23 protein-coding genes and 1 pseudogene are annotated in these 24,101 nt (G+C 72.8%); 12 read left to right on the top strand and 12 right to left on the bottom strand.

Going from position 1 to position 24,101, the window contains the following annotated elements; translation table 11 throughout:
- The first annotated feature begins 6 nt into the window (after positions 1–6).
- From ACWDN5_RS08865 to ACWDN5_RS08840, 6 genes are all read left to right on the top strand, one after another.
- Positions 7–483 (top strand): MSMEG_6728 family protein, encoded by a 477-nt coding sequence (locus tag ACWDN5_RS08865; protein ID WP_449675625.1) that lies wholly within the window; start codon positions 7–9, stop codon positions 481–483.
- Between the two features lie 423 nt (positions 484–906).
- Positions 907–3,534, top strand: coding sequence for a glutaminase domain-containing protein (locus ACWDN5_RS08860; protein WP_449675623.1), 2,628 nt, complete (start codon positions 907–909; stop codon positions 3,532–3,534).
- A gap of 24 nt (positions 3,535–3,558) precedes the next feature.
- Positions 3,559–4,707, top strand: a complete 1,149-nt coding sequence (locus ACWDN5_RS08855) for a type III PLP-dependent enzyme (RefSeq protein ID WP_449675621.1) — start codon at positions 3,559–3,561, stop codon at positions 4,705–4,707.
- Positions 4,700–5,059 carry an adenosylmethionine decarboxylase gene (gene speD / locus ACWDN5_RS08850; RefSeq protein WP_449675619.1) on the top strand — a complete coding sequence of 120 codons (360 nt, stop codon included), beginning with the start codon at positions 4,700–4,702 and terminating at the stop codon, positions 5,057–5,059. The genes ACWDN5_RS08855 and speD overlap by 8 nt, the downstream gene beginning before the upstream one ends.
- The gene (locus ACWDN5_RS08845; RefSeq protein ID WP_449675618.1) at positions 5,059–5,931 is read left to right on the top strand and encodes a spermidine synthase; all 873 of its coding nucleotides are present in this window, start codon (positions 5,059–5,061) and stop codon (positions 5,929–5,931) included. The genes speD and ACWDN5_RS08845 overlap by 1 nt, the downstream gene beginning before the upstream one ends.
- A 183-nt stretch (positions 5,932–6,114) precedes the next feature.
- Positions 6,115–6,741 carry a DUF4360 domain-containing protein gene (locus ACWDN5_RS08840; protein WP_310973154.1) on the top strand — a complete coding sequence of 209 codons (627 nt, stop codon included), beginning with the start codon at positions 6,115–6,117 and terminating at the stop codon, positions 6,739–6,741.
- Positions 6,742–7,008: 267 nt separating this feature from the next.
- Here ACWDN5_RS08840 and ACWDN5_RS08835 read toward each other — a convergent pair whose 3' ends face one another.
- Positions 7,009–7,440, bottom strand: a complete 432-nt coding sequence (locus ACWDN5_RS08835; protein WP_310973242.1) for a MarR family winged helix-turn-helix transcriptional regulator — start codon at positions 7,438–7,440, stop codon at positions 7,009–7,011.
- A gap of 93 nt (positions 7,441–7,533) precedes the next feature.
- On the opposite strand from ACWDN5_RS08835, the gene ACWDN5_RS08830 reads away from it, so the two are divergent.
- Positions 7,534–9,624 carry an MMPL family transporter gene (locus ACWDN5_RS08830; protein WP_449675616.1) on the top strand — a complete coding sequence of 697 codons (2,091 nt, stop codon included), beginning with the start codon at positions 7,534–7,536 and terminating at the stop codon, positions 9,622–9,624.
- Between the two features lie 236 nt (positions 9,625–9,860).
- On the top strand, positions 9,861–11,363 hold the full coding sequence (locus ACWDN5_RS08825) for an alpha/beta hydrolase (protein WP_449675615.1): 1,503 nt from the start codon (positions 9,861–9,863) through the stop codon (positions 11,361–11,363).
- Positions 11,364–11,366: 3 nt separating this feature from the next.
- Here ACWDN5_RS08825 and ACWDN5_RS08820 read toward each other — a convergent pair.
- The 8 genes and pseudogenes from ACWDN5_RS08820 to ACWDN5_RS08785 all read right to left on the bottom strand — a co-directional run.
- A pseudogene (locus ACWDN5_RS08820) lies at positions 11,367–11,581 on the bottom strand (IS481 family transposase); the annotation flags it as partial.
- A gap of 16 nt (positions 11,582–11,597) precedes the next feature.
- Positions 11,598–11,948, bottom strand: coding sequence for an STAS domain-containing protein (locus tag ACWDN5_RS08815; RefSeq protein WP_310973151.1), 351 nt, complete (start codon positions 11,946–11,948; stop codon positions 11,598–11,600).
- Entirely contained in the window at positions 11,945–13,015 is a 1,071-nt protein-coding gene (locus ACWDN5_RS08810) for a cobalamin B12-binding domain-containing protein (RefSeq protein WP_449675614.1), read from the bottom strand. Before ACWDN5_RS08810 ends, ACWDN5_RS08815 begins: the two co-directional genes overlap by 4 nt.
- Positions 13,012–14,640: a PP2C family protein-serine/threonine phosphatase gene (locus tag ACWDN5_RS08805; RefSeq protein WP_449675613.1), complete on the bottom strand. Its 1,629-nt coding sequence runs from the start codon at positions 14,638–14,640 to the stop codon at positions 13,012–13,014. The genes ACWDN5_RS08810 and ACWDN5_RS08805 overlap by 4 nt, the downstream gene beginning before the upstream one ends.
- A complete protein-coding gene (locus ACWDN5_RS08800) occupies positions 14,633–15,031 on the bottom strand; it encodes an ATP-binding protein (protein WP_310973148.1) in 399 nt (132 codons plus the stop codon). The genes ACWDN5_RS08805 and ACWDN5_RS08800 overlap by 8 nt, the downstream gene beginning before the upstream one ends.
- Positions 15,032–15,123: 92 nt before the next feature.
- On the bottom strand, positions 15,124–15,507 hold the full coding sequence (locus ACWDN5_RS08795) for an STAS domain-containing protein (RefSeq protein ID WP_449675611.1): 384 nt from the start codon (positions 15,505–15,507) through the stop codon (positions 15,124–15,126).
- A gap of 99 nt (positions 15,508–15,606) precedes the next feature.
- Entirely contained in the window at positions 15,607–16,773 is a 1,167-nt protein-coding gene (locus ACWDN5_RS08790) for a VanZ family protein (protein ID WP_449675610.1), read from the bottom strand.
- A gap of 74 nt (positions 16,774–16,847) precedes the next feature.
- A complete protein-coding gene (locus ACWDN5_RS08785) occupies positions 16,848–17,042 on the bottom strand; it encodes an antitoxin (protein WP_310973145.1) in 195 nt (64 codons plus the stop codon).
- 324 nt (positions 17,043–17,366) lie between these two features.
- On the opposite strand from ACWDN5_RS08785, the gene ACWDN5_RS08780 reads away from it, so the two are divergent.
- The 4 genes from ACWDN5_RS08780 (at position 17,367) to ACWDN5_RS08765 (ending at position 21,809) form a co-directional block, all read left to right on the top strand.
- Positions 17,367–19,082: a sulfatase gene (locus ACWDN5_RS08780; RefSeq protein WP_449675653.1), complete on the top strand. Its 1,716-nt coding sequence runs from the start codon at positions 17,367–17,369 to the stop codon at positions 19,080–19,082.
- Positions 19,083–19,301: 219 nt separating this feature from the next.
- Positions 19,302–19,631: a hypothetical protein gene (locus ACWDN5_RS08775; RefSeq protein ID WP_310973144.1), complete on the top strand. Its 330-nt coding sequence runs from the start codon at positions 19,302–19,304 to the stop codon at positions 19,629–19,631.
- A gap of 407 nt (positions 19,632–20,038) precedes the next feature.
- The gene (locus ACWDN5_RS08770) at positions 20,039–21,163 is read left to right on the top strand and encodes a S1 family peptidase (RefSeq protein WP_449675607.1); all 1,125 of its coding nucleotides are present in this window, start codon (positions 20,039–20,041) and stop codon (positions 21,161–21,163) included.
- 103 nt (positions 21,164–21,266) lie between these two features.
- A complete protein-coding gene (locus ACWDN5_RS08765) occupies positions 21,267–21,809 on the top strand; it encodes a dihydrofolate reductase family protein (RefSeq protein ID WP_449675606.1) in 543 nt (180 codons plus the stop codon).
- Here ACWDN5_RS08765 and ACWDN5_RS08760 read toward each other — a convergent pair.
- The 3 genes from ACWDN5_RS08760 to ACWDN5_RS08750 all read right to left on the bottom strand — a co-directional run bounded on the left by ACWDN5_RS08760 (position 21,806) and on the right by ACWDN5_RS08750 (position 24,064).
- The gene (locus tag ACWDN5_RS08760; protein WP_310973141.1) at positions 21,806–22,396 is read right to left on the bottom strand and encodes a TetR/AcrR family transcriptional regulator; all 591 of its coding nucleotides are present in this window, start codon (positions 22,394–22,396) and stop codon (positions 21,806–21,808) included. The two genes, ACWDN5_RS08765 and ACWDN5_RS08760, sit on opposite strands and share 4 nt — an antisense overlap.
- A 4-nt stretch (positions 22,397–22,400) precedes the next feature.
- Entirely contained in the window at positions 22,401–23,270 is an 870-nt protein-coding gene (locus ACWDN5_RS08755) for an alpha/beta fold hydrolase (RefSeq protein ID WP_449675604.1), read from the bottom strand.
- 347 nt (positions 23,271–23,617) lie between these two features.
- Positions 23,618–24,064, bottom strand: a complete 447-nt coding sequence (locus ACWDN5_RS08750) for a YybH family protein (protein ID WP_449675601.1) — start codon at positions 24,062–24,064, stop codon at positions 23,618–23,620.
- Positions 24,065–24,101 lie beyond the last annotated feature (37 nt).

The following is a 24,101-nucleotide window of genomic DNA, read 5'->3' as shown; positions in this document are numbered from 1 at the left end:
GCCGGGATGCAGACGTTCCTGCCGTGCACCGACTTCACCGCCAGCGCCCGCACGCTCGACCGCCGCCGCCTCGGCAAGCAGCGCGTGGAGGCGCTCCAGGTGCTGCGCGCGCTGGTGATCCCCGGCTACGGCTGGCGCCACCACCCGGCGGCGAAGATGTGGACGGGGTACGAGGAAGCGTTGACGCGCTACGGCCTGGAGGTGTGCGCGGTGTGGTGCGAGCTGGGCGCGGCGGACACGTGCGCGGCGAAGCTGGGGGAGGAGTTCACCCGGTCGGTGGGCAAGACGGAGATCCGGACGCAGCGCGACCTGACGGCGGCGGGCGACGTGCCACCGTGGCTGGGCGACGAAGCGGTCCACCGCAGCCACCAGTCGGCCCTGGTGCGGAAAGACCCGGACCACTACGGCGCGCTGTTCCCGGGGGTGGCGCCGGACCTGCCGTACGTGTGGCCGCCCTCGGACCGGCCCAGCCGCACGGCTTGACCTGCCCGCGGCGGGCGGTGGGCCGGAGCCTTGGGGGCGGTTGATGCGGCTCGGGTTGGTTGGCGCGGGCCGGGCGGCGCGGGTCGGCCGGGGTGGGGCGAGTGGCTCGGGTTGGCTGGTGTGGCTTGGGCTGGTGTGGTGCGGGTTGACCGGCGGCCGCGGGCGCGGCCAGGGCGCGGCGAGCGGCTCGGGTCGGCGGGCGTGGTTCGGACCGAGGCGGGTGCGAGGCCGGAAATCGGCTGAGGCAGCGCGAGTGGCCCTGGCGGGCCTGGGGCGGTTGCCAGCGGCCGGAAACCCGTGTGGACCTGCGGCTCCACTGGTCCACACCCTACTCCGGCGCCGACCTTCGGCGGATTTACAACGTTGTACCAACGATGTAAAAAAGTCCCTGCCCGGCTCGCACGCCGTTGGAAGGGGTCACCGATGTCCTCTCAAAACCGAAATCGAGACCGATACCAGGGCCAGCATCAGCACCGAACCCGGGAAACCGGCCACCTCACCCGCCGCGACCTGCTCCGTCTGGCCGGAGGCACCACCGCAGCCGTCACCGCCACAATCTGGCTCCCCGCGACCGCCGAAGCCGCACCCGCAGCGACACCCGCGGCAGCCCCAGTCACCGAAGCCGCCGCCGGGACCTTCAGCCCGATCCGCCCGCCGGCCACCCCGCTGATCGTCCGCTCGCCCTACCTCTCCACCTGGCAGCCCGCCGACACCCTCACCGGCACCTGGTCCAGCTTCTGGACCGGCCACACCACCGCCCTCTGCGGCATCGCCCGCATCGACGGCACCGCCTACCTCTTCGCCGGCGCGCCCGGCAGTCCGGCGCCCACCCCGATGACCCAGGTCAGCCTCCAGGTCACCGGCACCCGCTCGACCTACCTCCTCACCGGCGGCGGCGTGAACCTCACCGTCACCTTCTTCTCCCCGGTCGATCCCGCGAACCTGCAACGCCAGTGCATCCCCTTCGGCTACGTCACCATCCAGGCCGCCAGCGCCGATGGCCGCGCGCACGCCGTCGACCTGCACTTCGACACCTCCGCCGAGTGGGTGCACGGCAACACCGCTACCCCCGTCACCTGGACGCAGCAGCAAACCGGCGGCTACACCCTGCTCAGCTGCACCCCCGCGAACCCCGGTGTGCTCCAGGAGAACGGCGACCAGGCCGGCTGGGGCTCCCTCGTCCTCGCCGCCCCGGCCTCCGGAACCACCTGGCAGATCGGGCAGGACACCGTCGTGCGCGCCGCGTCGGCGGGCCAAGGCGTCCTGAACAACACCAGCGACACCGCCCAGCCCCGCGCCATCGACGACCGCTGGCCGGTGCTCGCCTTCAACAAGAACCTCGGCACGATCCCCGCCGGCGGGGCGGCCACGCCCTTCACCCTGGCGATCGGGCACGTCCGCACGCCCGCGGTCCGCTACCTCGGCAGCGAACTCCGTCCCTGGTGGACGCACTACTGGAGCACCTGGCCGGACATGGCGGTCTGGTTCGCGAACGACTACGCCGCCGCACTCGCCGCCGCCACCTCGATCGACCAGCGGCTGCACGACGACGCCGTCGCCGCGGCCGGGGGCGGCAGCACCGGTGAGCACTACGCCGGGATCTGCGCGCTCGCCCTGCGCCAGGCCTTCGGCGGCACCGAACTGGTCGACCGCGGCGGCGCGCCCTGGGCGTTCCTCAAGGAGATCTCCTCCAACGGCAACATGTCCACAGTGGACGTCACTTATCCGGCGTTCCCGGCCTACCTCTACCTTTCGCCCGCCTACCTGCGCCTGCTGCTGGAGCCGTTGCTCGACTACGCCGAGCGCGGCGGCTGGCCGATGCCGTTCGCCGAGCACGACCTCGGCACGCACTACCCGGACGCGACCGGGCACAACGACGGCAACGAGGAAAGCATGCCCGTCGAGGAGTCGGCCAACCTGCTGATCATGGCCGCCGCGCTGGTGCAGCGGCTGCCGCAAGCCGACGCCGTCGCCTTCGCGACCACCCACTACCGGATCCTGCGGCAGTGGGCCGAATACCTGGTCGCCAACACCCTCGACCCCGGCTTCCAGAACCAGACCGACGACTTCACCGGCTTCATCGCCCACAGCGCGAACCTCGCCCTGAAGGGCATCATCGGCGTCGGCGCGATGGGCATCATCGCCGCCGCGACCGGCAACGCGGCCGACACCCAGCGGTACCGGTCGACCTCGCGCGGCTACGTCAGCCAGTGGGTGACGCTCGCCGAGGACGGCCAGCACCTGCGGCTCGCCTACGACCAGCCGGGCACCTGGAGCCTCAAGTACAACGGCTTCGCCGACCGCGTGCTCGGCCTCGACCTGGTCCCGCTCGGCGTCGCCGCGCAGGAGGCCGCCTGGTACCAGGGCCGCGCCGGCGCCCACGGCGTCCTGCTCGACCCGCGCAACAACTACACGAAGGCCGACTGGGAACTGTGGACCGCGGCCTGGCTCGCCGACCAGCCGAACATCCGCACCACGCTCGTCGAAGGCGTCTACAGCTACGCCGACACCACGCCCCAGCGGGTGCCGTTCAGCGACTGGTACGTCGTCGCCGACGCCACCCAGCGCGGCTTTCAGGCCCGCCCGGTCGCCGGTGGCTACCTCGCGCTGCTGACCCGGCCCGCCGCGTCGGCGACCGTCTGGCGGAAGCTGCAGAACCAGCGCTCGGGCAAGGTGCTGGCCGTCTCGGACATGTCCCTGGCCGACATGGCCGAGGTGACGCAGTGGTCGGACAACGGCACCGCCGACCACCTGTGGGCCGTCGTGGACAACGGCGACGGCACCGTCCGGATCGTCAACCGCAACAGCGGCAAGGTCCTCGCCGTGCACGACCAGAGCCTCGACAACGGCGCGCACGTCCAGCAGTACCGCGACAACGGCACGCCGGACCACAACTGGCGGATCGTCGACGCCGGCGGCGGCTGGTCCAAGCTCGTCAACGTCCGCAGCGGCAAGGTCCTGGCGGTCGACCAGCAGTCCACGGCGGACGGTGCCCAGGCGACCCAGTGGGACGACAACGGGACACCGGACCACCTGTGGCGGTTCGTCTGACGCCGGTTTGCGACACTGGCGCCCGTGTGCGCCGACTACACCCGGATCCGCCGCTTCCTCGAGGAGCGTGAGCCGCCGACGCCGTGCCTGGTCGTCGACACCGACGTCGTCGCGGCGCGGGCGCGGGAGTTCGGCGCGGCGTTCCCCGGTGCGCTGATCCGGTACGCGGTCAAGGCCAACCCGGCGCCGCCGGTGCTCGACGCGCTGGTGGCGGCCGGGATCGGCTTCGACGTCGCCGGGCCGGCCGAACTGGACCTGTGCCTCGGCCGCGGCGCCGCCCCGGCGGACATCGCCTACGGCAACCCGATCAAGAAACCGCGGGACATCGCCTTCGCGTTCGACCGCGGGGTCCGGGAGTTCACTTCGGACGCCCCCGCCGACGTCGACCACCTGGGCCGGCACGCACCGGGCTCGGCGGTGTCGATCCGGGTCGTACTCGACGCCCCGGATTCGGTGACGCCGTTCGGGCGGAAGTTCGGCTGCGCCCCGGCCGAAGCCCTCGACCTGGTGCTGCGCGCGGCCGCGCTCGGGCTGCGGCCGGGCATCGCCTTCCACGTCGGTTCGCAGCAGCCGGACGTCGGCGCCTGGGAGATCGGCATCGCCACGGCGGCGAAGCTGTTCGGCGAGGCCGCGGCGCACGGTGTCGCCATGACCCGGCTCAACCTCGGTGGCGGCTTCGCCACGGCGCACCGCACCGCCGTCCCGTCGCTGGCCGCGTACGCGTCGACCATCGCGACGGCGCTCGAGACCGCGTTCCCGGAGGACCGGCCGGAGCTGCTGCTCGAGCCCGGCCGGGTGCTGGTCGCCGACGCCGGCCTGCTGCGGACCGAGGTCGTGCTGGTCGCGCAGCGGGACACCCGCCGCTGGGTCTACCTCGACATCGGCCGCTACAACGGGCTCGCCGAGGCCGAGAACGAAGCCATCGCCTACCGGTTCGAACCGGTGGCGGCCCACGACGGCCCGGACGGGCCGGTGGTGCTCGCCGGGCCCACCTGCGACGGCGACGACGTGCTCTACCAGCGGACGCCGTACCGGCTGCCGCTGTCGCTGCGCAGCGGTGATGGGCTCGACCTGCCCGGCACCGGGGCCTACACCGCGAGCTACGCCTCGGTCGGGTTCAACGGGATCGAGCCGCTGCGCACCTACTGCCTCGGGAGGTGGGGCGATGCCTGACGTCGGCCGGTTCACCGGGCGGCACGTGCTCGCCGAGCTGCACGGCGTCGACCCGGGCCTGCTCGACGACCCGGCCCGCCTCGGCGAGCTGCTGCGGGCCGCGGTGACGGAGGCGGGCGCCACCGTCCTCGACGTCGTCGCGCAGCGGTTCGCACCGCAGGGCGCCACGGTGATCGCGCTGCTGGCCGAGTCGCACGCCTCCGTCCACACCTACCCGGAACACGGGTCGCTCTTCGCCGACGTGTTCACCTGCGGGGAACGCGCCGATCCCGAGCACGCCCTGCGGCTGCTGGCCAAGTCCCTGGACGCCGCGCCGGTCCACCTGTCGGTCCTCCACCGGGGAGAACGCTGATGCCCCTGATCCACGAACCGGTCGGCGCCGGCCTCACCCGCGTCTGGGAGGTCGGCGAGGTGCGGTTCCACGAACGCACGCCGTACCAGGAGGTGCTGATCGGGACCACCGCGCAGGGGGTTTCGCTGTTCTGCGACGGCGAGCGCCAAAGCACCGAGGCGAGCCAGCTGGTGTACCACGAAGCCCTGATGGTGCCCGCGCTGCTGCTGGCCGAGCGGGTGCGGCGGGTGCTGATCGTCGGGTCGAGCGAGGGCGTGGCGAGCCGGCTCGCAGTCGACGCCGGCGCGGTGCACGTCGACCACGTCGACATCGACGAACAGGCCGTCCGCGCCTGCGCCGAGCACCTGCCCTACGGCTACACCCCGGCGGAGCTGGCGCGGGCCGAGCGCGGGGAGGGGCCGGTCCGGGTGTCCTATGTGGACGGCTGGGTCTTCCTCGCCGAGGCCGAGGGCCGGGGTGACACCTACGACGTGGTCGTGATCGACCTGCCGGACGAGAACACCGATCCGGACGCGCAGCACAACCGCTTGTACGGCACTGATTTCCTCGCCCGCTGCGCGCGCCTGCTGGCGCCGGGCGGGGTGGTGGCGTGCCAGGCGGGCTGCCCGACGCTGTGGCGCAACGAGACGCTGCGCGCGTCCTGGCGGCGGTTCCGCGAGGTGTTCGGCGCGGTGCTGTACTTCGGCTCCGACGAGCATGAGTGGGCGTTCCTGTCCGGGCGCGTGGACCGGGTCGAGAACCCGGGCGCGCTGGTGGCACGGCGGTTCGCGGACCGGGGGAGCACGGCGGTGACACTCGACGCCGAAGCGTTGCTCGGAGGCGTCACCCCGCCCCGCTCCCTGCGCGTGGGTGGTCTGAACCAGTCGTCTTGACCTTCGATTCTCCGCATTTCGAGCCCCGGGAAACGGGAAATAGCGGGAAATGGATTTCCCGCGCGCTCCGCTGTCGTGTTACTCCGTTCAGTGGCCGTCGAAAAGGTTGCGATCGCGCTACGATCCTCTCCGCGCGCGATCATCATCACCACCTAGGCACCGTGGCCCATTTGGAGGAGCGTCATGCTCGGTATGTCGGTCGTAGGCGCAATGATTCTGTCCACCCTCGTCGCTCCCGTCGATTCTGCGGCGATGTCGGCGCCGAGCGAAAAGATCACGCTCGACATCAAGACGATCAACGGCTCCGGCTGCCCGGCGGGCACGGCCACCGCGTCCGCCGACGTCGCGTCCGACAACACCTCGTTCACGGTGCACTACACGAACTTCACCGCGAAGGCGGGCGGCGGCGCGTCCGCGCTCGAAGCCCGGAAGAACTGCCAGATCAACGTGCTCGTCCATGTGCCGCAAGGGTTCACGTATGCGATCGCCGAGGCGGAGTACCGCGGCTTCGCGCACATCGAGAGCGGGGCGAGCGCCCTCGAACAAGCCAACTACTACTTCGCCGGGACGGCGCCGACCGCCCGGGTGCGCCACACCTTCCCCGGTCCGTTCCACGGCGTGTGGCGGGCCACCGACACCACCGACGTGGCCGAGCTGGTGTTCGCCCCGTGCGGCGAGAGCCGCAACCTGAACATCAATGCGGAACTGCGGGCGGACGCGGGTTCGTCGTCCGGCGGAAGTTTCATCGAAATGGATTCCGAACACGCGAGCGTGGACACGATTTACCACTTCGCGTGGAAGACCTGCTGAATTCGGGAGGTTATTGCCGCGGCGCCCGCTCACCGGAACCCCTCGCCGGTGAGCGGGTTTTGCCGTGTCCGCCGGACCGGGGATTTCCGTTGAACACGGATCAACCTTTCCGCGTCAGCCGCGGGCCGGCGCGCGTTCGGTTTCGGGGCTCGGCACCAGCCGGCACCGGCGCTCGAACCGCTCCATGAGGACGGTAGCGATCAGGACGGCCACTGGGGTGCTCACCGCGATCCACATGTAGGAAGATCTACCCACCGGCGCGCGCTCTCAATCGCCCGCCGACAGCCGGGTGATGAGGTCCAGCAGGCCGGCGCGGAAGGCGCCGTCGTCACCCAGGCTGCCGAGCAGCGCGGGTTCGGCGCGCACGGCCCGCTCGTGCACCTCCCGGCCGCGCGGGGTCAGCCGCGTGAGCTGGCGGCGGGCGTCGGCGGGGTCCGCGGCCCGGCTGACGAACCCGGCCTTGGCCAGGCGGTCGAGCGTGCGGCTCATCGTCTGGTCGGTCACCTGGCAGCGCTGGGCCAGCGTCCGCTGGGGGAGCGGCCCGTCGCGCAGGGTGTGCAGCGCGATGAGGCCCGCGTGGGTGAGGCCCATGCCGTCGAGCACGGCGACCCAGCGTTGCTCCACCAGCCGTGCGGCCACGGCGAGCAGCCGGCCGGTCGGCCACGTGCTCAGGTCGGGTTCGGGGGCCGTGCTCACCATCGCTGTGTTCACCGTCACTCACGGGTCGTCGTGCAGAATGTTCAGCTTGCTGAACAATTGGGCGTGTTCGCGCTCGAAAGGACCTTAGCGACCATGAACGACTCCCCGCGCCGCCTCCGCTGGCTGATCCCGGCCCTCCTGGTGATCGCCTGGCTGGGCCTCGGCGGGTTCGGCGGCCCGTTCGCCGGCAAGCTGAGCGAGGTCGCGAAGAACGACAACGCCGCCTTCCTGCCGCGCTCGGCGGAGGCCACCGAGGTCTCCGACGAGCAGAAGGCGTTCACCCCGCGCCAGGTCCTGCCCGCCACCGTCGTCGCCGAGCGCGCCGGCGGCCTGACCGCGGACGACCGGCGGTTCCTCGAGGCCAAGGCCCAGGAGCTGGGCCGCGTGCCGGGGGTGGCCGGCCCGCTCGGCAAGCCGGAGCAGGCGCCGCGCGACGACCAGGCCGCGCAGCTCGCCGTGCCGATCTTCGCCGACGGCAACCCCGCCGACGTCGTCAAGGAGGTCCGGGCGCAGCTCGGCGGCGCGCCGGCCGGGCTCACCGTGCTCGTCACCGGCCCGGCCGGGCAGATCGCCGACCTGGTCAAGGCGTTCGGCGGCATCGACGGCATCCTGCTGCTCGTCGCCGGCGGCGTGGTCGCGCTCATCCTGATCGCCGTCTACCGCAGCCCGCTGCTGCCGTTCCTGGTGCTGCTGTCGGCGGTGTTCGCGCTCGGGCTCGCCAGCCTCGTCGTCTACCTGCTGGCCGAGCACGACGTCCTCGCGCTGAACGGCCAGAGCCAGGGCATCCTCTCGATCCTCGTCTTCGGCGCCGCGACCGACTACGCGCTCCTGCTGGTGGCGCGGTTCCGCGAGCAGCTGCGCGACACGCCGAGCCGGTTCGACGCGCTGAAACTCGCCTGGCGCGCGACGCTCGAACCGATCGCGGCGTCGGCGGGCACGGTCGTGCTCGGCGTGCTGTGCCTGCTGTTCAGCGACCTCAACTCGAACAAGGGCCTCGGCCCGGTGGCGGCGATCGGCATCGGCGCCGCGCTGCTCGCATCGACGACGTTCCTGCCCGCCGCACTGGCCCTCTGCGGGCGCGGCGCGTTCTGGCCGTTCAAGCCGGCGCTGGGTTCGCCGCACCCGGAGACGTCCGGGATCTGGGGGAGGGTGGCGCGCCTGGTCGGCCGCCGCCCGCGCACGGTCTGGGTGGTGACGGCGCTGGTGCTCGGCGTCGGCGTGGCGTTCCTGCCGCAGCTCAAGGCGTCCGGCACCGCGCAGTCGGACGTCTTCCTGACCCAGGTCGAATCCGGGACCGGGCAGGAGATCCTCGGCCGACACTTCCCGGGCGGCCTCGGCGCACCGGCGATCACGATCGCCGACGCCGGCGCGCTGCCCGCGGTGCTGAAGGCGTCCACAATAGACGGAGTGGCGCAGTCGTTCCCGTTGCCGGGCCCGGACGGCCGCCCCAAGGTGGTGAACGGCCGCGTCCAGATCCTGTCGGTGCTGACGGACCCGGCGGACTCGGAGACGGCGGTCGCGACGGTCGGGCGCCTGCGCGACGCGGTGCACGCGGTCCCGGAGGCGAACGCCAAGGTGGGCGGCCCGACGGCGATCCAGCTGGACACGCAGCAGACGTCGAAGCGCGACCGGGCGCTGATCATCCCGATCGTGCTGCTGGTGATCTTCCTGGTGCTGGCGCTGCTGCTGCGGTCGTTGCTGGCCCCGCTGCTGCTGATCGCGACGGTGGTCCTTTCGTTCGCGGCGACCATGGGCGTGTCGGCGCTGATGTTCAACCACGTCCTGGACTTCCCGGGCGCAGACCCGGTGGTGCCGCTGTTCGGCTTCGTCTTCCTGGTGGCGCTGGGGATCGACTACAACATCTTCCTGATGACCCGGGTGCGGGAAGAGGCGCTGACGCGGGGAACGCGCGACGGAACGTTGCGCGGGCTGTCGCTGACGGGCGGGGTGATCACGTCGGCCGGCGTCGTACTGGCGGCGACGTTCTCGGCGCTGGCGGTGATCCCGATCCTGTTCCTGGCGCAGATCGCGTTCATCGTCGCGTTCGGGGTCCTGCTGGACACGCTGCTGGTGCGATCCCTGCTGGTCCCGGCGCTGACCATCGACGTCGGGCGGCGGATCTGGTGGCCGTCGAAGCTGGCACGCCAGGAGGTCCAGGGCCGGCAGATCGCTCGTGAGGAGTAGGCCTTCTCGCCGCGGGCACGGTCGGGCCGGTGGTGAGCCCGGCCGCGTCCGGTTCGGCGAATCCGCAGGAGGCGCGGGACCATCGGCCCGTCCCCGGCCTGCCCGGGGCCGACCGGCGAGCAAGCCGGCAGCCAGCTGAAACTTCTGCCAGGCAGCCCCCAAGGCGGCGATCGCGGTCGACAGCACCCACACCCCATGATAAGAATCTTAGTAGCCGAACATCTCATGGGGGAAGTATGTGGGGAAGGATCGCGGCACTCGTCGTCCTGCTCGTGGCCGTCGTCGCTCAACCCGCCTCCGCCGCCCCGGAACGCCCTGACTGGGTGCCCTGCGGCGTGGGTGCGGAATGCACGAAGATCGCCGTCCCGCTGGACTGGGCTCGGCCGGACGGGCCGCAGATCACGCTGGCCTTCAACCGGCACCGGGCGGACCCGGCGCACCGCAAGGGCGTGCTGTTCATGGCGCCGGGCGTGGGGTTCGACTTCCTGCTCACCGACGTCCACGCCGGGGTGTTCGCGATGTTCCCCGGCCTGCTGCGCGACTTCGACCTCGTCGGCGTGGACCTCCGCGGCGGCGGGGTGCACCCGTTCACCGGCCGGCTGCCCGCGCCGGTCCGGTCCGACGCGATCGACTGTGGCCTGCCGGTGCACGACCCCGGCGTGACCGTGTTCCCGCGCTCGGCCGCCGAGGTCGACGCGCTGGTCCGGCACAACCGGACGTACGAAGCCAGCTGCGCCGGCCCGTTGCCCGGCCACCTGGACACCGTCACCCAGGCCAAGGACCTCGACGCCGTCCGGGCCGCCTTGGGCGAAGAGCGGGCCAGCTTCTTCTTCTACGGCTACGCCGGGCCGGGGCAGGCGTACGCGCGGCTGTTCCCGCAGCGCGTCCGGGCCATGGCGATGGACAGCCCGCTCGACCACAGCGTTCCGGTGGTCGTCCGAGCCGCGGAGTACGCGTCCACAGTGGAGCGTGAATTCACGCGGTTCGTGGCGTGGTGCCGGCGATCGGTGAACTGCGTCCTGCACGGACAGGACGTGGCTGCGGTCTACGACGCCCTGCTGCGCGCAGCCGACCGGCACCCGGTCCGGCTCGACCTGCCGCCCGAGCCGGGGCGCCCGCAACCGCAGCAGGCCACGGTCGCGATGCGCGGCGACGACCTGGCGTTCCTCACCGAGCAGCTGCTGGAGATCGGCGACCTGACCCTCCCGGGCGGCGGCATGGGATGGGCCGACCTGGCGACCGCCATCCAGCAGGCGAGGAGCGGCACGAGCCCGGTGTTCGCCTTCGTCTACCGCTACTCGTGGGGCTTCCGCGACCTGTGGAACCCGATGCGGGCCGGCATGTGCGAGGACTACCCGGCCTCGGCGGCCGATCTGCTCGCGGCCCGGCCGATCGTGGCCGGGCTGGCTCCGCACACCCGCGGCGCGTCCCAGGCGTGGGACGCGCTGAGCGGCTGCGTCGGCCGCCGCACACCGGGCACGAACCCGCCCCGGCCGGCGATCGTCCGGGACGCGCCCCCGATCCTGATCGTGGGCGCCGAGGGCAACCCGTGGTCGCCGTACGGGAACGTCGCCAGGGTGTCGGCGCAGATCCGGGGGAGTGTGCTCCTGAAGTACGCGGGCGACGCGCACATCGCGTTCCTGTCGTCCCCGTGCGTGGCCGGCCGGATCGAGGCCTATCTGGACGACCTGCAGCTGCCCGCCAGGGGAACCGTGTGCCCGGCCATCCCCACTCCCTAGGTGTGCGGCGTGCTCGTAGCGGCGGACCGGCTGGCCGGTGACCCGATCGAGGTCCACCGTGGAGGGGTTGAGACCGAGCAAGCAGGCGATGCGAGCCGGTCCCCACGGCGCAGGACACGGACCTTGATGACGCGCCGCTCGGTCCGCAACGGCGTGCGGGCCGGACTGCTGCGCGGGCGGCTGGACCGGTCGGCCATGCCGGCTTCGCCCACGCTCCGGGGGAGGCGGACCGGCTCAGGAATCCCGCCGGGCCCGGGAAATCACCGCTTCGCCGGTGAGGTAGCCGGCGGTGCCGGTGCGGGTGAGCAGCCGGTCCAGGGCGGGCTGGCGGTTGTCCAGGTGCAACCGGGCGCCCGCGTCGGCGGCCACGTGGAGCACCTTCATCAGCTCCGACAGCCCGGAGGAGTCGCAGAAGCCGATCCCGGCGCAGTCCAGCCGCACCTCGTGGACGCTCGCGGGGCCGGCCAGCCGGTCGGTGACCAGCCGCAGCAGCGTGCCCGTGGTCGCGAACTCGAGGTCGCCGTCGATCGCCACGCGGGCGACGCCGTCCTCCACCACCCAGGTGCAGGTGAGCCCGGAAGTCATGCGGACCGCTCCGATCCGGCGGCCGGCTCCGCCAGGTGGGTTCGTGCGGTGCGGAGCATGCCGGTGGCCCGCGGGAAGTCGCGCAGTTCCGCTTCGAGCAGCTCGAGGGCCGGCTCGAGCGAGGCCGCCGGGACGCCCCGCGCGGTCAGGATCCCGGCCGTCCAGCTCAGGTATCCGGTGAACAGCTCGGTGTCGCCGACGTAGAGCGCGGTCGCCAGGTAGTCGACGGTGTGCGCGAGGTCCTCGGCCGTGTACTGGCGCTGCAGGTCGGTGTAGGCCCGCATGGCCGGGATCCGCTCCTCCAGCCCGGCCAGCACCGTCTTCACCAGCCGGCCCGAGCTGCGCGTGACGAGCGTGTACTCCTGGTCGGCCAGGTGCGGCAGGTCGTCGAGCGGCTGGTGGGCGGCGTGCGGCCGGGGGAGCGGCTCGGCCAGCCGGTCGGCGGCCGCCCGCGCGTCCGGGGCCCACGCTTCGGCGCCCAGCAGCCGCGCGTACCGGCCGTCGGGCCCGAAGGCGGCGCCGCCCGCGATGACCGGGGTCGCCGCCGCCTGGCACGCCGTGATCGTCGCGTGCGCCGTCGGCAGCCGGGGCGCGAGCGAGCCGGACAGCGCGACCGCGTCCGGGCCGGTCCGGTGCAGGTGGGCCACCAGGTGCGGGGCCGGCACCTGCGCGCCCAGGTAGTCGACGTGGAACCCGCGCAGCCGGAGCACTTCGGACAGCAGCCGGGCCGGCATCGCGTGCCACTCCCCGTCGACGCACGCGACGGTGATCCGGCCGAGGTGCGGTTCCGGGCGCTTCAGCACGTAGCCGAAGGCGGCGATGACGCGGTCGTTGATCGCGGTCGCCGCGTGCTCCTGGGCGACGGTGAGGCGGTTCGCCGCCCACTCGCGCCCGACCCGCCGCTGCACCGCGCCGATCACGTCGAGCAGCACGCTCTCCGGGTCGGTCCCGTCGCCGAGGGCCCGGACCACGACGTCACCCGCCGTGTACTCGTCGCCGGCCGTGACGGCGGACCAGAGCCGTTCGGCGTGCTCGGCCACCCCGGTGCTCCGGGTAGCGGTGCTCAAGCGGTGTACCTCCCGCGTCCGTGGCCGCCCACCGCGGCCAGGTGCTGCCCGCGCGGCGCGGTGATCGCCACCACGGCCATGTCGTCGTGGGTGCCGCGCCCGATCCACTGCGAGGCGAGCATCTGCACGCGCTCGACGACGGCGTCGGCCGGCATGTTCGCGCACTCGGCCAGGGCCTGCATGAGCCGCTCCTCGCCGAACATGGCGTCCCCGAGCGGGCCGCCCTTCGCCTCGACGATCCCGTCGGTGTAGAGCAGGCAGGTCTCGCCGGGGTGCAGCGTGATGTCCGCGCTCGACGACTCGATCTCGGGCAGCACGCCGATCAGGCTGCCCTGGCTGTCGGCCTCCTCGACCCGGCCGTCGGCCCGCACGATCAGCGGTGGCGGGTGTCCCGCACACGTGACGCGCAGCCGGACGGTGGCGCCTTCGCGCCGCGCGGAGGCCAGCACGAGCGTGACGTAGCGGGCGTCGGCGTTCTCGCCGAGCGTGCGGTTCAGCAGTTCGAGCAGCCGGTGGTGGTCGCCGGCCATCGGCAGCAGCGCCCGCAGCGTGGTGCGGATCTTGCCGGTGAGCACGGCCGCGTCGAGGCCCTTGCCGCAGACGTCGCCGAGCACGGCCAGTGACTCGTCGCCTTCGGTGGTGACCGCCGAGTGGACGTCGTAGAAGTCGCCGCCGATCCGCTCGCCGTCGCGGGCCGGGCGGTAGCGGCCGGCGAACTCGACGCCCCCGAGCTGTTCGAGGGTCGGCGGGAGCAGCTCGCGCATGAGCGTGTCGGTGATCGACGCCTGCAGCGCGAACACCCGCGCCGCCGACATCGCCGCGCCCGCCCGCGCCGCGAACAGCCGGGCGAAGAGCTCCTCCTGGGCGGTGAACGACGCCCGGTCGCCGCGGCGCAGCAGGACCAGGGCCCCGGCGGGGACGCCGTGGCCGGGCAGCGGCGTCACGACGATCGAGCCGACCGGCCCGAAGCCCTCCGGCAGCACCCAGGACGGCGCCGCGTCCGGGTCGAGCCAGCGCGACGGCACCGGCGGGAAGCCCTGCAGCGCTTCGCCGAGGCCGGGCAGGTCGTCCGGGTCGATGTCCAGCCGGGACCGGGTCGGCCGGCCACCGCGCACGCAGGTGACGGCGGGGAAGGTCGTCCCCGCGGCGGGGGCCAGGACGAGTGCGGCGTCGGCCAGGTGCTCGGCGGCGAGCTGGGCGGCGACCTCCATGCAGCGGTCCAGGTTGAGCGAGCCCAGCAGCGCGGCGGAGGCCTCGCTGAGGAACGTGGTCCGCTCCTGCTCGCGGGCCAGCGCCTCGCGCGCCGAGTGGACGTCGGTCTCGTCGACCAGCCACCAGGTCACGGCCTCGCCGTGCGGGACCGGGTGCGCGGCGAACGCCTGGTCGCCCACTTCGCCGCGGACGACCTCGTCCGAGCCGCGGTCGTGGGCTTCGACGAGCCAGCCGGCGACCGTCCCGGCCGCCGGCCGGCCGGGTGCGGCGGCGGGGAACAGCAGGTGGGCGGCGTCGTTGAGGGCGCGGATCGTCCCGGACCGGTCGAGCACCACGGCCGCGGCCGGTGCGCCCGCCCAGCCCGCGGTGCCGTCGATCGCGACGGCGGACGCGGTGTGCGCCGGATCAGCCACGGGCGCCCGCCGGATCCGGGTCGGTGGCCAGCTCGGCCCACAGGGTCTTGCCGCTGGGCCGGCGCAGCTGACCCCAGGCCGCCGCGCAGCGTTCGACCAGCAGGAGCCCGCGGCCGCCGTGGTCGGACGGCGTCCGGCGGCGGGCACTCTCGCCCCCGCTGTCGTCGACCTCGATCCGCAGCTTGGCGGCGCTGGGCAGCAGGCGGACGTGGTAGGGCGCGCGGCCGTGGCGCAGCGCGTTCGACGTCAGCTCGTCCACCACCATGACCGCGGTGCCGACGAAGTGCGCCGGGAAGCCGCGCAGGACCGTCCGGACCCAGTGGCGGACCCGCGCCAGTTCGGAAAGCTCGGGGGAGATGCCGAGTTCGTGCCGGATCGATCGGAGTTTCACGTCCGCCTCCTTCGCCGTGCCGGCCCCCGCGGGGAGGCCCTCCCCTTCTTCATGCCCGGAACCGGGCCCGCCGACACGGGTGTCCGAGGTCGTCATGCCGCACCCCAGGAAGCTTCGACCGACTCGTGGGCCGGGTACACGGGCATGACGTCGCCGAGGCCGAGCAGGCCGATGGGCCGGGTCACGGCGGGGGAGGCCGACACGACGGCGAACCGGCCGCCCGCCGCGCGCAGCCCGCGGGCCAGCCGCAGCAGGACCTGCAGGCAGCTGGAGTCGCAGTACGCGACCTCGGCCATGTCCACGACGACCCGCGCGGGGCCGGGCTCGGCCGGGAGCAGCTCGGCCAGCTTCGCCGAGGCCGCGAAGTCGAACTCACCGCGCAGCGTGTACACGCCGGTACCCCCGGAGTCGTGCGCTTCGAGTGACCAGCCGTCACCCGAATGCCGCTGCCGGGGCCGCGCTGCGTCGGTGGTCATCACAAGCTCCTGGATGGGGATCGGGACACGGGCTGGCGGCTCAACCCGTTCCGGACGCAATCTACCAGCGCTGTCGACCGTGGGCAGGCCGGTGTCCCGTTACTGTCCTTTAAGGACTTTCTCCGGCGGCGCGGGCGCCGGCTCCGGTTCCGCGGCCGCCGGCGGCACGACGGCGGTGTTCACGGTGCGGGTCAGCCGCTCGTAGGGCGCCCGGTGCTCGGGGTCGAGCAGCACCGCCAGCGGCGTCCAGACGCCGACGACGAACACCGACGCGGCCAGCGCGACCGGCAGGAGCAGCTGCTCGGGGTGGCCGGCCAGGTCCCAGCGGTCCAGGTCCAGCAGCAGCCAGGTCAGCCACAGCGGCGAGAGCAGCACGCCGTTGCGGACCAGCAGGGCGACCGGTCCGGCCCGGCGGCCGCCGCGGCGGGTCACCCGCAGCAGCACCGCGCGCTTGCCGGGCGTCGACCCGGTCACGGCGGGCAGAACGACGAACCACACGAGGGCGAGGATGACCACCGGCGTGTCGCGGTGGCGCAGGTCCTCGCCGAACAGCGTCAGCAGGCCGAAGAGGAACCCGAGCAGCGCGCCGAACCCGAGCAGGTCGGTGGCCAGCGCGAACAGCCGCCGGGTGAAGGTGACCCGGGCGGCGTAGCGGCGCCGGTCGTGCTCGGGTTCCGGCGACGGGAGGAGCCGCCCGAGCGGGCCGGCCAGCAGCCAGCCCACGACGACGCCCGCGGTGTTGAGGATCAGGTCGTCGACGCTGAAGAGCCGGTACGGGCACGGGTAGACGAACCAGAGGCCGGTCAGCTGCGTCAGCTCGAAGAACAGCGACACGCCGAAGCCGATCAGGGTGGCCGGCAGCAGCCGCATCCGCTGGGCGTAGCGGACGTAGAAGCCCAGCGGGGCCAGCATCACGACGTTGAGCGCGGTGGTCCAGACCGCCGGGTTGTGCAGCAGCGCGCCGGGGCTCCAGTGGCCGCGGGCCCGCTGGGAGACCACCTCGACGAAGTAGAAGGGCCGCAGTTGCGGCGAACTCGCGTACGTGTGGCCCGCGCAGTACGCCGGGTCGGCGGGCAGCGGCAGCACCGTCTGCGTGGCGATCGCCAGCAGGTAGAAGAGGAACGCGTAGAAGACGAACGTCGGCCACCCGCCGGCGCGGCCGCGGCGGCGGTAGCTGACGAAGGCGGCCGGCAGCATCACGGCGAGCGCGACGAGCGGGAACAGGAGCAGGGCGGTCCGGACGGGGACGAGGTAGGTGGCGACCACGGAGCCGGTGGTACCCAGCCGCGGGGGCGGCGAAGCGTGCTTCCCCCGGACGGCTGGGGATCACCCGCGACGGCTCACTGAGGCGGCGCGTCCTGCTGCCCGCCGCCCTGCTTGTGCAGGAACTCCTTCGCCTTCTCCGAGCCCTGGTCGATCTTGTCGGAGTGCTGGCCGAACCGCTCCTTGGCGGCCTCGGCGGCCTTGTCGACACCCTGGTCGGCCTGGTCCGGGTGTTTCCCGAGCGCTTCCTTCGCCTTGTCGAACAGGTTCATCGTGGGCCTCCTTCGGAGTGGATCTTCGGACCTCCCGAGGAGAACACCGGCCGAGCGGGCCCGCAACGCTCGTTCCCCTGTGCCGGGGATTTCGGGTGTTCGCGCGGGTGAAAGGCGGTCCGCGGGGGTTTGGGCAGATCGCCGGCGGGTAGCGGCGGCCGATCGTCCGGTTCCTCCCGCGATGACGGACGCCGGCCCACCGGCTGGGCGAGCGGACCCGGGGTGCGTGAACCGCGCGCCGCCGCGGCCCGTATATCGGGGGTGACGATCGCCGCCCGGCCGCACGGGCCGGCGATCACCGTGCACCACGACGTGAGGCTCGCCATGGTTGGAAACATCGGTCTGCCGCTGGTGCGGCGCGTCCGCCGCCGCACCCCCGTCCCGGGGGTGGCCCTGCCCGACTTCGGGCTGCCCCGGCCCGGGCGGCGGCGGCACGTCGTCGCGAGCCGGGCCCTCACCGCGCTGGCCGCGCTGCTCGTGCTGTTCGGGCTGCTCGCCCCGGACGACCTCAGCTCGTTCTCCGCCGCCGCGCTGGTGCGCGTGCCCGTCGAGGGGCTCGTCATCGGGGCGGTCCTGCTGGTCCTGCCGCCGCGGGCGCGCCGCGTCGCCGCCGTGCTCGCCGGGCTGGGCCTCGGGCTGCTGACCCTGATGAAAGCCCTCGACACCGGCTTCTACGCGACGCTGGAGAAGCCGTTCGACCCGGTCTACGACTGGAGCTTCTTCCACGCCGGCGTCGAGTTCCTGGCCGGCCAGATCGGGAACGCGGCCACGATCGCCGCGCTGGTCGGCGCCGGTCTGCTCGCGGTGGCCGTCGTGGTGCTTATGGTGCTGGCGATGCTGCGGCTGAGCCGCGTCGCCGCCGGACGGCGGACCGGCGCCACCCGGGTCGTGGCCGTCCTTTCCGTGGTCTGGATCGTCTCGTCGGTGTTCGGTGTCGAGATCGCGCCGGGGCAGCCGGTCGCCGCGCAGAGCGCCGCCGCGCTGGCCTACGGCGACCTGCGCCAGGTGGGCGCGGACCTGCGCGACCAGCGGCCGTTCGAGGAGGTCGCCGCCGAAGACGCGTTCCGCTCGACCCCGGGCCCGCAGCTGCTGAACGGGCTGCGCGGCAAGAACGTCGTGCTGACGTTCGTGGAGAGCTACGGCCGGATCGCGCTCGACGACCCGGTCATCGGCGCGAAGATCGGCCCGACGCTCGACGCGGGCACGGCCGAACTGCACGCGGCCGGCATCGGCGCGAAGAGCGCGTTCCTGTCCTCGTCGACGTTCGGCGGCGGCAGCTGGCTCGCGCACTCGACGGTGCAGTCGGGGATGTGGATCGACAACCAGCAGCGGTACAACGACCTCCTCGCCGGCGACCGGCTGACCCTCGGCGGGGCGTTCCAGCGGGCGGGCTGGCGGACGGTCTGGGACGTGCCCGCGCACACGAAGGACTGGCCGGAAGGCCAGCGGTTCTACCACCCGGACGCCTACTACGACGCCCGTTCGATCGGGTACCACGGCCCGGGCTTCGCCTACGCGACCATGCCCGACCAGTTCTCGCTTTCGATGCTGCAGCGCAAGGAGCTGGCGAACGCCACCCCGCAGCGGCCGGTGATGGCGGAGGTCGACCTCGTCTCCAGCCACGCGCCGTGGTCGCCCCGGCCCTGGCTGGTGGACTGGAACCAGGTCGGCGACGGCTCGATCTTCAACCCCCAGCCCGCGGCGGGCGAAGCGCCGGAGTCGGTCTGGAAGGAGCCGTCGAAGATCCGCGAGGCCTACCGCGACGCGACGGACTACTCGCTGAAGACGGTGATCTCGTTCGTCAAGCAGTACGGCGACGAGAACACGGTGCTGGTGTTCCTCGGCGACCACCAGCCGCCGGTGGTCACCCCGCAGGGCGCGGTCCACGACGTGCCGATCACGATCGTGGCGAAGGACCCGAAGGTGCTCGACCGGATCGCCGGCTGGGGCTGGCAGGACGGCCTGCACCCGGGCGCGCAGGCACCGATCTGGAAGATGGACTCCTTCCGGGACCGGTTCCTGAACGCCTTCGCGCACTGACCGTCCTGTTCGGACGCTTCCACCGGTGGTGCCGGGCTGCGAGCGGAGCCACGGGCCGCGGCGGGGAATCCGCCATCCGTCCAGGGGCGCGGGCTAGCCCGGATGGAGCAGCGCTGTGACTTTCCGCTGCGTGCCGATTCACTGGCCCGATGAATTGCCGGTAATTCTCGCGCACTTCTACGCTCGGCACGTCGGGTTCTCGGCGTCGGAGGAGTGGTCATGCGAAGGAAATGCGCGGTTTTTGCGATCGCGGTGTTTTCCCTGTTCGGTCTGTCGGTCGTGCCGGCGGCCGCGGCGACCGGTGATTTCGCGCCACCCGGCTGCTTCGGCGAGCGTTACGGGACCCTGTTCGGACAGGGCGTCTCCGTCAGCTGCTTCCCCGGTGAGGGCTACGGGTACCGCGTCCTCGCGCACTGCTCGAACGGCAGCGCGTTCTGGCTGGTCGCCGGTCTTCCGGTGCCGTACGGATTCGGCCCCGCGGTCGCGGAGTGCTCCGGTGCGCTCCTCGTGCCGGCCCGGGTGATCGCCTACCAGGTCGACGAAATCTGATTCCGGGCACGGAACCGCCCGGCCACCGGAAAATCGGTGGCCGGGCGGCGTCGTGCCCGGAGTTCTCCCATTCGGGGCCGTAGTGGCCAGGGGACGGCCGGGCACGTCCGGTGCCCGCCAGACTCCTGTCCGCGCTCGCCGTCGTGGAAACGTGTTCTACTTGGTTCAGACCTTTCCCAACGCCGCGAAGAAGGGGTGGCGACACCGACGCGGGGCGGCCCGAGAGCCGGTCCGCCTCTCCGGCGTGCGCGGCAAAATCCCTGCCGGGCAAGCAATCTTCACTATCCACAGTGGACAACAAGCGTGGAAATCGGACAGAAGACCGGACAAATCTGGCCCCGGCGCGGACCTCACCCGCACACTCTGCGGACGGTGTGTTTCTTTCCCCCGGCCTTGGAGGAGTTCCCATGCGTCGAAGAATCGCCCTGACCCTCGGCAGCGCCGCCGCCGTCCTCACCGCGTCCCTGACCGCCCTCACCCCCGCCGTCGCCCAAGCCTCACCCGGGCTGATCGCCGCCATGCAGCGGGACCTCGGGCTCACCGCCGCCCAGGCGTCGGCCCGGCTCACCCAGGAAATGACCGCCTCCCGGGTGCTGCCCGGCGCGCAGCAGGCCGCCGGTGCCGCGTTCGGCGGGGCGTGGTTCGACCCCGCGCGGGGCAAGCTGGTGGTCGGCGTGACCGACCCGGCCGCGGCCGCCGCCGTCCGGCAGGCCGGTGCCGAGCCCGTCGCGGCCACGACCAGCGCGGCGAAACTCGACGCCGCCAAGGCCGCGATCGACGCGTCGGCCAAGGCGAAGCCCGCCCCGGCCGCCGTCAGCGGCTGGCGGACCGACCCCCGCGCCGGCAGCGTCGTGGTCACCCTGCAGCCGGGTGCGCACGGCGCCGACGTCGACGCCTTTCTCGCGAAGGCCCGCGCCGCCGGCCCGGTCACCGTCCAGACCGCGCCGGCCGCGCGGCCCTTCTCGGCCGGCACCGTCGGCGGCGACCCCTACTACATCAACGGCAACACCCGCTGCTCGATCGGCTTCTCCGTCCAGGGCGGGTTCGTCAGCGCCGGGCACTGCGGCGGCACCGGCAGCTCGGTCGTCGGCTGGGACGGCTCGTGGATGGGCACCTTCGCCGGCTCGTCCTTCCCGGGCAACGACTATTCGTTCATCAGGATCGGCGGCGGCTGGTGGACCGCGCCCGTCGTGCTCGGCTGGGGCACGGTGAGCGACGCGCTCGTCCGCGGCTCCTGGGTCGCGCCGGTCGGCACGTCGGTGTGCCGCTCCGGCTCGACCACGCACTGGCACTGCGGCACGGTGCTGGGCCAGAACGAGACGGTCAACTACGCCCAGGGCGCCGTCTACCAGATGACCCGCACCAACGTCTGCGCCGAGCCCGGCGACTCCGGCGGCTCGTTCATCACCGGCGACCAGGCCCAAGGCGTCACCTCCGGCGGCTGGGGCAACTGCGGCTCCGGCGGGGAGACCTGGTTCCAGCCGGTCAACGAGATCCTGCAGACCTACGGCCTGTCCCTGGTGACGGCGTAGGAAAAAAGTTCCGGCGGCGGCCGATGAATCCGGCGGCCGCCGCCGGTAGGTACCGGTGCGGCCGCGCCACCGGGGCGCGGCGAGGGAGACACCGGGAGCAGTCATGAGCGTGATCGTCGTCGAGTTCACCACCCTGGACGGCGTCGTCGAGGACCCCGACGGCAGCGGCGGCACCCCCGCCGGCGGCTGGGCGTTCCGGCACGGCCCGGACGCGGTGGCGGGGGACAAGTTCCGGCTCGGGTCCCTGCTGGACACCGGCGTCCTGCTGTTCGGGCGAGCAACGTGGGAGCAGTTCGCGAAGCTCTGGCCCGGCCGCTCGGGCGAGTTCCCCGACCGGCTCAACGCCGCCGCGAAACTGGTCGCCACGCGGACCCTCCACGACGTGTCCGCGTGGCAGAACTCCGCGCTGCTGCAAGGAGAGCTCGCCGAAGCGGTCGCCCGGGAAGAACGGGACGTCGTCATCATCGGCTCGGTCGGGATCGCCCAGGAGCTCGCCCGCCACGGCCTCGTCGACGAGTACCGCCTGCTCGTCTTCCCGAGCGTCGCCGGAACGGGCCGGCGGCTCTTCGTCGACGCCGTGGACTTCCACCTGGTCTCGGCCACCCGGGTCGGGCCGGCGATCCTCAGCACCTACCGGACACGCTAGGTCCGCACCAGGCTGCCGAGCCAGCCGCCGAGGACCTCCTGCACTTCGGCGCGGGTGCGGGCCGGGTCGTCGGCCGCGGCGATCATCCGCGCCGCTTCCATCACCGCACTGAGCACCAGCTGGGCCAGGGCGCGGACGGGCAGCTCGACGATCAGCCCGTCCGCCCTGGCCTGCTCCAGCACGGCGACGATCAGGCCGAGGCCGTACTCCGCCTCGATCTCGCGCCAGACGTCCCAGCCGAGCACGGCGGGGGCGTCGGTGAGGGAAATGCGGCGAACCTCCTCGCGCAGACACGCGTCGAGGAACACACCGAGGCCCTGCAACATGCCGGAAAGGGGGTCGCTGCCGGCGGCGAACGCGGCCCGGACCTCCTCGGTCAGCTCGCGTTCCAGCTCCTCGACGACGGCCCGGAACAGGCCCTGCTTGTCGGCGTAGTGGTGGTACAGCGCGCCGCGGGTGACCCCGGCGGCGCGGGTGATCTCGTCGGCCGGCACGGCCTGGTAGCCGCGGGCGGCGAACAGTTCGCGCGCGGCGGCGACCAGGGCGGCCTTCGTGCCGGCGGAACGGTCCTGCTGGGTACGTCGCACCCGCCTAATCTGCCATGACGCCCGCGAACTCGACGACGTGGCGGGCCAGCACCGCCGGCTGGTCCTCGGACAGGAAGGTGTAGGAGTCCGGCACCTCCACGAGTTTCGCGTCCGGCAGCAGCTCGGCGAGCCGGTGGGCCAGCCGGATCGGGAACAGCTTGTCCTCCGGCGCCCACGCGAGAAGCACGGGCCGGTCGAAGGTCCGCAGCTTCTCCGCGGCGGCCAGGGTGTGCCGCGGATGCACCTCCCGCAGCAGCTTCCGCAGGTCACGCCGAACCCCGGCGGACTTGCGCAGCGGCGAAAGGTAGGCCTGCGCGACGGCGTCCGGCAGCGGCCGCTTGACGACCCAGCCGAAGAGGACCGGCAGCGGGTGCAGCGCCCGGATCCGCAGCAGCTGCCCGAGCACCGCCATCGACCCGGGGATCCGGGCGAGCGGCGGCAGCGCCTTGAAGATCGGCGGGAAGAAGTACTCGAAGCAGTCCGACGGCGTGAGCACGACCCGGCCGACTCGCTCGGGGCGCCGGCCGAGCAGGATCTGCGTCAGCGCGCCGCCGGTGTCGTTCGCGACGAGCGTGACGTCCCGCAGGTCCAGCGCGTCGAGGAAGTCGGCGATGACGTCGGCGTTGCCGGTGGGGGAGAGGTCGGCGTCCGCGCGCATCGGCAGGTCGTGCGCGCCGAGCGGCAGATCCGGCGCCAGGCACCGGAACCCGGCCGCGGCCACGTCGGGCACGACCTTCCGCCACAGTTCGGCGTTCGTCAGCACCCCGTGCACGAACACCACCGGGGCGCCGGCGCCCCGCTCGAAGTACCGCACCTCGCCGGCGGGCAGCCGGACGCGGTGCTCCTGACCCAGTGCTTCGCTGCGCTTCGTCATGCGGCCATGGTTACATACATGGTGTATGTATGTAAATGCGTCCGAAGGCGACGGTGAAGCGGGTTCGCTGGTGGGGTAGGTCGCGATCGGCCGCGGCTCGGCGGGGAAGTCCGGCGCGTCGAGCACGGTCGCGCCGCCGGGGGTGCGCCGGAACGTCGGTGGGAGGGCTGATCGATGCGGTGATGCCCCGGGACTTGGCTTCGGGGAAAGGTCGGATCCGGGGGCACCACCGCCCGCGGGACAGCTGACACGGTGTCCTGCGGTGGACCTACCCTACGAACCGCCGGTGGCTCTGACCAGGGCCTCGATGCGGTGTCGAAGGTTTGTCGCCCGGTCGGTCGGCGGACCTACCGAGAGTGGGTGCCGGTCAGCGTTTCCCCGGGCTCCGGTTCGTCCGGCGGCCGGTCGCCGTGGCGGTGGACGATCTTCCACTCGCCGTTCTCGCGGCGGTACACGTGCGTGGCGCGCAGGGTGTACGTCGTGGGCTTGCCGTTGACCGACACGACGTTGTGCTCGAAGCCGACGGTGTAGGCGAGGTCGCCGCTCGCGCCGGCGGCGACGATCTCGAAGCGGTAGTCCTGCGAGCCGGAAAACTGGGCCGCGACGCGCTTGAACGCCTCGCCGACGTCGGCCCAGCCGGTCCGGAGGGGCAGCCAGGCGCCGAAGAGGCTTACCGGATCGGTGTGCGACCAGGTCTCGCTGCGGGGGCCGGCGTCGCCGTCGTGGATGGCTTCTTCGGCGGCGAGCTGCCGCGGCAGCATCTCGGCCAGGAAAGCGTCGGTGGGGGATGGCATGATGACTCCAATACAGTCGTGCTGTTTTCAATACAGT

This window comes from Amycolatopsis sp. NPDC003731, from assembly GCF_053586895.1.
The sequence above is the reverse complement of the archived record's forward strand: the minus strand, read 5'-3'. Positions and strand labels throughout refer to the sequence as shown.

What these genes read in the sequence shown, in the direction of transcription:
- ACWDN5_RS08865 (WP_449675625.1), top strand. Translation starts at nt 7, where the DNA reads ATGCAGACGTTCCTGCCGTGCACCGACTTCACCGCCAGCGCCCGCACG.
- ACWDN5_RS08860 (WP_449675623.1), top strand. Translation starts at nt 907, where the DNA reads ATGTCCTCTCAAAACCGAAATCGAGACCGATACCAGGGCCAGCATCAG.
- speD (WP_449675619.1), top strand. Translation starts at nt 4,700, where the DNA reads ATGCCTGACGTCGGCCGGTTCACCGGGCGGCACGTGCTCGCCGAGCTG.
- ACWDN5_RS08845 (WP_449675618.1), top strand. Translation starts at nt 5,059, where the DNA reads ATGCCCCTGATCCACGAACCGGTCGGCGCCGGCCTCACCCGCGTCTGG.
- ACWDN5_RS08840 (WP_310973154.1), top strand. Translation starts at nt 6,115, where the DNA reads ATGCTCGGTATGTCGGTCGTAGGCGCAATGATTCTGTCCACCCTCGTC.
- ACWDN5_RS08835 (WP_310973242.1), bottom strand. Translation starts at nt 7,440, where the DNA reads ATGGTGAGCACGGCCCCCGAACCCGACCTGAGCACGTGGCCGACCGGC.
- ACWDN5_RS08830 (WP_449675616.1), top strand. Translation starts at nt 7,534, where the DNA reads ATGAACGACTCCCCGCGCCGCCTCCGCTGGCTGATCCCGGCCCTCCTG.
- ACWDN5_RS08825 (WP_449675615.1), top strand. Translation starts at nt 9,861, where the DNA reads ATGTGGGGAAGGATCGCGGCACTCGTCGTCCTGCTCGTGGCCGTCGTC.
- ACWDN5_RS08815 (WP_310973151.1), bottom strand. Translation starts at nt 11,948, where the DNA reads ATGACTTCCGGGCTCACCTGCACCTGGGTGGTGGAGGACGGCGTCGCC.
- ACWDN5_RS08795 (WP_449675611.1), bottom strand. Translation starts at nt 15,507, where the DNA reads ATGACCACCGACGCAGCGCGGCCCCGGCAGCGGCATTCGGGTGACGGC.
- ACWDN5_RS08785 (WP_310973145.1), bottom strand. Translation starts at nt 17,042, where the DNA reads ATGAACCTGTTCGACAAGGCGAAGGAAGCGCTCGGGAAACACCCGGAC.
- ACWDN5_RS08780 (WP_449675653.1), top strand. Translation starts at nt 17,367, where the DNA reads ATGGTTGGAAACATCGGTCTGCCGCTGGTGCGGCGCGTCCGCCGCCGC.
- ACWDN5_RS08775 (WP_310973144.1), top strand. Translation starts at nt 19,302, where the DNA reads ATGCGAAGGAAATGCGCGGTTTTTGCGATCGCGGTGTTTTCCCTGTTC.
- ACWDN5_RS08770 (WP_449675607.1), top strand. Translation starts at nt 20,039, where the DNA reads ATGCGTCGAAGAATCGCCCTGACCCTCGGCAGCGCCGCCGCCGTCCTC.
- ACWDN5_RS08765 (WP_449675606.1), top strand. Translation starts at nt 21,267, where the DNA reads ATGAGCGTGATCGTCGTCGAGTTCACCACCCTGGACGGCGTCGTCGAG.
- ACWDN5_RS08755 (WP_449675604.1), bottom strand. Translation starts at nt 23,270, where the DNA reads ATGACGAAGCGCAGCGAAGCACTGGGTCAGGAGCACCGCGTCCGGCTG.
- ACWDN5_RS08750 (WP_449675601.1), bottom strand. Translation starts at nt 24,064, where the DNA reads ATGCCATCCCCCACCGACGCTTTCCTGGCCGAGATGCTGCCGCGGCAG.